The sequence below is a fragment of the Okeania sp. SIO2C9 genome, assembly GCF_010672455.1.
In the GTDB taxonomy this organism is placed as follows: domain Bacteria; phylum Cyanobacteriota; class Cyanobacteriia; order Cyanobacteriales; family Microcoleaceae; genus Okeania.
In genome coordinates this window covers 1-7,065 of sequence record NZ_JAAHGO010000087.1, presented here as the reverse complement: position 1 = coordinate 7,065, position 7,065 = coordinate 1, and the positions used below count along the sequence as shown (strand labels likewise).

Genomic DNA, 7,065 nt, shown 5'->3' with positions numbered 1-7,065 from the left:
TGAGGTTCGGGAGCTGGTGGCTGAGGTTCGGGTGTTGGTGGCTGAGGTTCGGGAGCTGGTGGCTGAGGTTCGGGTGTTGGTGGCTGAGGTTCGGGAGCTGGTGGCTGAGGTTCGGGTGTTGGTGGCTGAGGTTCGGGAGCTGGTGGTTGAGGTTCAGGAGCTGGTGGTTGAGGTTCAGGAGCTGGTGGTTGAGGTTCAGGAGCTGGTGGTTGAGGTTCCTGTACTTCATAAGCACCGATATCTACCGTACCATTGACAATGCGATCGAATTCCTGCCCCCGTTGGTCAGACGTTAATCCTGTTGCACCTCCGTTATCCCCAGCATCAATAGCAATACTATCAGGGAGTAAGGCGTGGGTTTCAGTAGAACCACCGTTATTTTGTAGGAGACCTAAACCAGGATCGCCCGATAAAAATGGGTTGTAATGGCCGTCTTCAATCAAATTATTGATGTTAGTGTCGATTTTGTTACTATTCAGGAGGGCATCGCGACCAGTGCTGTTGGCAATAATGGTATTGGTAAGGTTTGTCGTCCCTCCACTAAATAAGCCACCTCCAAGTCCATCAGCAGAATTACCAGAAATAGTGGAATTGGTAATCGTTGCGATACCAGAACTACTGAAAATACCTCCACCATCCGCGCTATTACCCACAGTACTGTTATAAGAAATAGTAGAGTTAACAACGGTTAAATTGCCATTTTTACTGTAAACTCCGCCACCATCTGTTTTATCTAGGCCAACTGCTGAATTACCTGAGACAGTTGAATTAGTAATTTCTAGATCGCCATTGCGACTAAAAATACCGCCCCCATCAGCAGATCCTAACTCACTGGTCATTAATGTTGAATTATTAGCGATGGTTGAGTTTGCGATTGTCGTGTTGCCATGGCGGTTATAAATACCACCACCGCTACCAAAGGCTGTTCCTTCAAGAGTATTGCCAGAGATAGTCGAATTAGTCACTGTTATGTCACTATACCAACCATAAATCCCACCACCATCACTCAGACCACCAGTGACTTTATTACCGGAAATATTACTATCAACAACGTTGAGCTGACCATTGCGGATGGAGACACCACCACCGTCAGGGTCGTCACCAAAATTATTTTGAAATTGGGGGTTTCCGTCGGCTAATTGTCCCTTAACTTCATTGTTAATAATATGGGTGTTGACGATTTTCAAATAACCACCATAACTATTGATTCCACCACCATCAATAGATCTGCCTATGTCGTATTGCCCCTCAATACCGATTGAGGTATTGCCGGAGATGATACTGTCTTGAACAGTCAGATTCTCGAAGGTAAAAATTCCTCCCCCACCACCTATTGGATTACCTCCAGTAATGGTCAAGCCATCCATGAACACATTTATCAGGTCGTCACTGCCGTTATCGATATTGAAGACTCGAAAGCCATTCTGTTGCGCATCGACTGTCAGCAGATTTGCACCTAATCCATTGATGGTGAGAGAATTGGTGATGGATAATTCTCCACCAGTCAGTCCGATGGTCATTCCTGTGAGGGAACTATCAAAGGTAATGGTATCGGCATCCGGGGTGGCATTTGCCATGGCAATAGCATCTCGCAGACTGCCATTACCCGAGTCCATGGTGTTGGTAACATTAAAAGTTGCCATAAAATTAGAGTCCCCTGTTTATTTTGTTTAACTTTATTTGAATTTATAGCTTTTTTGGATAAAAGCACCATCAAACTGATTTTTACAAGACTTATATTAATAATAAAATCATGGATAGCACAGCAAGAGGCTAGAGATATTAATAAAACAAAGATTTAGTTTTAGTATAATATTCACCTGATTACTTTTCACTAATTTTTGAGTAGCTTTACAGAATCTTCATAATACATAGGTATTCAATTGACTAATTTTTGAGTAGCTTTACAGAATCTTCATAATACATAGATTTTTATCCATCAGAATACAGAAAAAAATCATTTCTTTTGGACTAAATCTACAATTTTTTACTACCAAAAAATAGCACAGATATTGGTGCTAGTGAAACTCAGACAAATTTAACTCAAGACTTACGCAAAGACACTACATATAGCGCCTACTAATTTAGGCGATTACTGATGCAAAGCTCCGCTAGGGAAAAGGGAATAGGGAATATATTTTCAGGCCAAAGATACAAAAAATGATTTTATAAGTGACTGTTACAACTCTAGTTTATGTTAAATAAAGAGCAAGTTTATTTGTAAGCATTCCGTAGGAAATGCTTACGTTTATTTTCTGGAGATGTCTATTGATTTAGTTACTCCTAAAATGTTGCGTAACTGGTTTACTCACTGTACTGTAGTTTATCTTCCTGAAAACCGCTATCAATAAAAATGCTACAAAAAAAAGGCTGAAAATCATGCCTAATATCAAGTCTGGATAATTAGGACTCAACAATAAAGATTGAGAATAGGGAGTTGGTGGCTGTTGTTGCTGTACTTCATCAGCACCAATATCTACCATACCATTCCAATGCGATCGAATTCCTGCCCCCGTTGGTCGGACGTTCACCATCAAATAATTTTTCATATTGGTCTTCGATGCTGATTGAGGTATTGCCGAAGATGATACTGTCTTTACCGGTCAGATTTTCGGAGGTGAAAATTCCACCACCACCACCACCTATGGGATTGCCTCCAGTAATGGTTAAGCCATCTATGAAACATCAATTAGACCGTCACTGCCGTTATCGATATTGAAGACTCGAAAGCCATTCTGTTGTGCATCGACTGTCAGCAGATTTGCACCTAATCCATTGATGGTGAGAGAATTGGTTATGGATAATTCTCCACCGGTCAGTCCGATGGTCATTCCTGTGAGGGAACTATCAAAGTTAATGGTATCGGCATCCGGTGTCGCATTTGCCATGGTAATAGCATCTGGCAGACTGCCATTACCCGAATCCATGGTGTTGGTAACATTAAAAGGTGCCATAAGATTAGAATTTCCTGTTTATTTTGCCTAACTTTATCTTGATTTAGGGCTTTGTTGAATCAAAACACCATAAGCTTAATTTACAATACTTTTATTAATAAAAAAATCTTGTATGACACAGCAAAAGGTTCGGGATATTCATAGAACAAAGCTTTGAATTTACTATAAAATCAACATTATTACTTTTGAGTATTTTTTTTTACTGGCTTTACATAATCTTCAGAATACCTTTAAACAATCTTCATAATACATAGATTTTTGTCTACAAAAAAAACGGTTAAGCAAAGCATTGTTTTTTTTTGCTCATTCTACACATTTTTACTACTAAAAAATAGCACAGATATTTGTGCTGCTGAAACTCAGATAATTTCAATTTTTATTACCATTATTTAAACATTTATTTGCCAAACCATAACTTATCTAGATAAAGATAGCAATCAGAAATAATTTGTCAAAAATCTAAGGATATATAAAAAATCTGAAACTTTTACCTCTATTCCCTGTTTCCTGTGAAGAGTTCCCTAAATTCAAAGATATTTTTACAAAAAAATGAGGTCTAAAGCCTCCTCTTTTAAGGGGATGAAAAAAATATTTAGTTCAGTATTTCAAGCCTCCGACTTCAGTCGGAGGTTCACTGATAACTGATAACTGATAACTGAAATGACCCGCAACTGAAATAGGATTGCTATAACAAACAAACTCAAAAAAATTACTATCTTATTTCTATTACTTCATCCTGCGAAAAAATTGAACTTTACCACCAATTTAACTAGATTAATAAAAGTATATAACTATACTAACTATTTATTAAAAAAGTAGACTTTACAAAGGTTCAAGACTACCTTACAATCAATATTAATTTGAACAAATATCAAAATATACCTTAATTAACTATGTCCAAAAACAAAAAGAATGAGAAAGAAAGTACAGAAACTAAGGCAGAAAAAAATTTTAGCGATCCACAATACTACTTTAATAGAGAATTTAGTTGGTTAGAGTTTAACCGTAGAGTTTTATCTGAAGGTTTAGACCCCCGTACTCCCTTATTAGAACGTTTAAAGTTTTTAGGAATTTTTAGTTCTAACTTAGATGAATACTTCATGGTCAGGGTGGCAATTCTGAAAAAACAAATAGAAGCTGAAGTAAATAAATTAACTCCAGATGGTCGTACCCCCCAAAAACAACTTGATGGGATTAATCAAAGACTATTGCCAATGGTTTCTTTACAACATCAATTCTTTGAGCAAACCTTACGACCAGAATTAGTAAAAAATGGCATTCATATCCTACACTATATAGACCTAAATCAAAAACAAAAAACATACTTACAAAACTATTTTGAAGAACATATATTTCCTGTACTAACACCTTTAGCTATTGATGCTAGTCACCCTTTTCCCTATCTATCTAATCTCAGTTTGAACTTAGCAGTAATACTGAAAAATCCAGAAACTCAGGAAGATTTATTAGCCAGAATCAAAGTTCCCAAAATATTACCTCGGTTTTTGCCCTTACCAGAAAAATTACAGGTGCAAGAAAAGAATAAAACTATAAATTGGATGGGAGTAGCTCTCGAACAAGTCATTGCTCATAATTTGGGTGCTCTGTTTCCTGGTATGGATATCCAGGAGTATCACCTATTTCGGGTTACTCGTGATGCCGATCTATCAGTTCAAGAAGATGAAGGTGATGACTTGCTATTGGTAATCGAAAAAGAACTGCAAAAACGCCGTATTGGTGGTACCGTAGTGAGAATGGAAATTAATCCCACAATGCCTAGTACATTAAAAAAGATATTAATGGAAAAGTTGGAGCTATCAGAAAAGGATGTATACACAGTAGATGGATTACTTGATTTAAAAGATTTGATGTCATTCATGGGGTTACCATTACCACAACTCAAAGATCCAAATTGGGCATCTACTATGCCATCACGGTTGCAACATCATGGCGATCGCATAGCAACTTCTGACCAGAATAAGAATAATGGCATAGACTTTTTTTCAGTCATTCGTCAGAAAGATGTATTGGTACATCATCCATATCACTCTTTTGCAAGTACGGTACAAAGTTTCATTACTCAAGCTGCCCACGATCCTAATGTGTTGGCAATTAAGATGACTCTCTACCGTACTTCTGGAGATTCACCTATTATTAATGCTTTAATTGCTGGAGCAGAAAATGGCAAACAAGTAGCAGCATTGGTGGAATTGAAAGCAAGATTTGATGAAGAAAATAATATTCAGTGGGCGCGGAAGTTAGAACAATCTGGCGTTCACGTTGTTTATGGTTTAGCAGGTTTGAAGACTCATACGAAAATTGTGATGGTGGTGCGTCAGGAAGAAGGTCATATCCGTCGCTATGTTCATATTGGCACTGGTAACTATAATCCCAAAACAGCTAAATTTTATACTGATTTAGGTTTATTTAGCAGTCGCCCAGAGTTAGGAGCAGATTTAACAGATTTGTTTAATTTCTTGACAGGATATTCGCGCCAGCAGTCTTATCGGAAATTGTTAATAGCTCCTGTAAATATGCGCGATCGCTTTCTTAAACTAATTAATCGTGAAATTGAGAATTGCCAAAAAGGAAAAACAGGTCGAATTGTTGCTAAGATGAATTCTTTGGTGGACTCGAAAATAATTGCTAAGTTATACGAAGCTTCTCAAGCAGGGGTGAAAATTGATTTGATTGTTCGAGGTATTTGCTGTCTGCGTCCTGGTTTAGAGGGTGTAAGTGAAAATATTAAGGTAGTAAGTATTATTGGGCGTTATTTAGAACATTCTCGTATTTTCTACTTCTATAATAATGCTCAAGAGGAGTTATATATTGGTTCTGCTGACTGGATGCCTCGTAATCTTGACCGTCGAGTAGAGGCTATTACGCCTGTTGAAGATCCTGACTTAACGAAAGAGCTGCAAGAGATTATGGGTATTCTGTTATCTGACAACCGTCAAGCTTGGGATTTACAATCAGATGGTCAGTATATTCAGCGTCGCCCTGTTGATAATTCTCCAGAATTGGGTTCTCATAAAATTTTGATGGAAACATCAATCAATAATTAGATATAGGCACTAGACTAAATTAAACTAGAAGATAGTATTTTGGTTTAAACTGTGGAAGTAAGTTTTAATTTTGATATATTACTAAAGGAAAAGCAGGTGCAAATTGAAAAATTAAATTAGTGCTTAATCCACAATATTCAGAGGATGATTAACTCAGAAAATTTAGAAGAATCTGATGATCCGAGTCAGGGGAAATATTTTTCCCACTGTTCCCTCTTCCCTGCTGTTCTTCTGTAAGAACAGTAATATCATGTCCGGATAATTAGTAGACCTAAGCGTGAAAAAGATATAGATTTTTTGCAGGAGTAAGCAACAGGCAACAGTTAACGAAGTCAGAAGTCAGATAGGGGAAGAAGTTAACCCACCCCTCGCCCCTCCCCCTCCCAGGAGGGGAAGTAGGGTATTTGATCCCCGCTCCAAAAACCCGATCGCCTTAAAAGGCGGGGTTGCGCGACCCATGTTATTTTGATAAGATATTTTGAATATATTTTTACGAAAAAGGCACGAAAAATGATTTTTTAGGGTAAATTTTTCGTATCCTTAGCCTGCTCTAATTAAAAGGTTTATTTATTTTCCATCAGATGTCTAGTGATAAAAACAACTTTCTCCTACTCTTTTTTCTCTCCTGATATCAAATCCGTTGGCTTCGGAGTAATATAATTCTGTTGATCGTCATACAACGTGTAAGGGCGCAATTCGGCAGCTTTGCGGAACGCAAATGGCCATTCGCTCCTACAGTTCTTTAATACTGAATAACACCGATGCTACCGGATTTGATATGACTCCTGACTCCTCTGTCGTTTATTTATAACTGTTCAACCAGACATGATATAATATCATGTCCGAAGGCAATCGTTTGTGTAAAAGTTAGCGTGGATATCTATAGAACCCATTTGAGATCTATATAATTATGGTAGCCAAGTCTTTTCGCGCATCAATGAGTGAGGAAAAATCTGAAAAGGAGTGTTGAATTTTTTGTATTATTTCTCCCCACATCTTCCCTCTTCCCTCTTCCCTCTTCCCTCTTCCCTCTTCCCTCTTCCCTC

Annotated in this window: 4 protein-coding genes; 1 reads left to right on the top strand and 3 read right to left on the bottom strand. The window is 37.8% G+C overall.

Going from position 1 to position 7,065, the window contains the following annotated elements; genetic code table 11:
- From F6K23_RS34505 to F6K23_RS34495, 3 genes are all read right to left on the bottom strand, one after another.
- A partial coding sequence (locus F6K23_RS34505; protein ID WP_293164823.1) for a choice-of-anchor Q domain-containing protein occupies positions 1–1,643 on the bottom strand: 1,643 nt, incomplete at its 3' end.
- A 630-nt stretch (positions 1,644–2,273) separates the two neighbouring features.
- Entirely contained in the window at positions 2,274–2,549 is a 276-nt protein-coding gene (locus tag F6K23_RS34500) for a hypothetical protein (RefSeq protein WP_293164820.1), read from the bottom strand.
- A gap of 126 nt (positions 2,550–2,675) precedes the next feature.
- Complete coding sequence (locus tag F6K23_RS34495) at positions 2,676–2,954, bottom strand: hypothetical protein (RefSeq protein WP_293164817.1); 279 nt, start codon at positions 2,952–2,954, stop codon at positions 2,676–2,678.
- Positions 2,955–3,847: 893 nt separating this feature from the next.
- On the opposite strand from F6K23_RS34495, the gene ppk1 reads away from it, so the two are divergent.
- Positions 3,848–6,019: a polyphosphate kinase 1 gene (ppk1, locus tag F6K23_RS34490; RefSeq protein ID WP_293164814.1), complete on the top strand. Its 2,172-nt coding sequence runs from the start codon at positions 3,848–3,850 to the stop codon at positions 6,017–6,019.
- The last annotated feature ends 1,046 nt before the right edge of the window (positions 6,020–7,065 follow it).

Excerpts from the sequence above, each read along its gene's own strand:
- F6K23_RS34500 (WP_293164820.1), bottom strand. The coding sequence starts at position 2,549 with ATGAAAAATTATTTGATGGTGAACGTCCGACCAACGGGGGCAGGAATT.
- F6K23_RS34495 (WP_293164817.1), bottom strand. The coding sequence starts at position 2,954 with ATGGCACCTTTTAATGTTACCAACACCATGGATTCGGGTAATGGCAGT.
- ppk1 (WP_293164814.1), top strand. The coding sequence starts at position 3,848 with ATGTCCAAAAACAAAAAGAATGAGAAAGAAAGTACAGAAACTAAGGCA.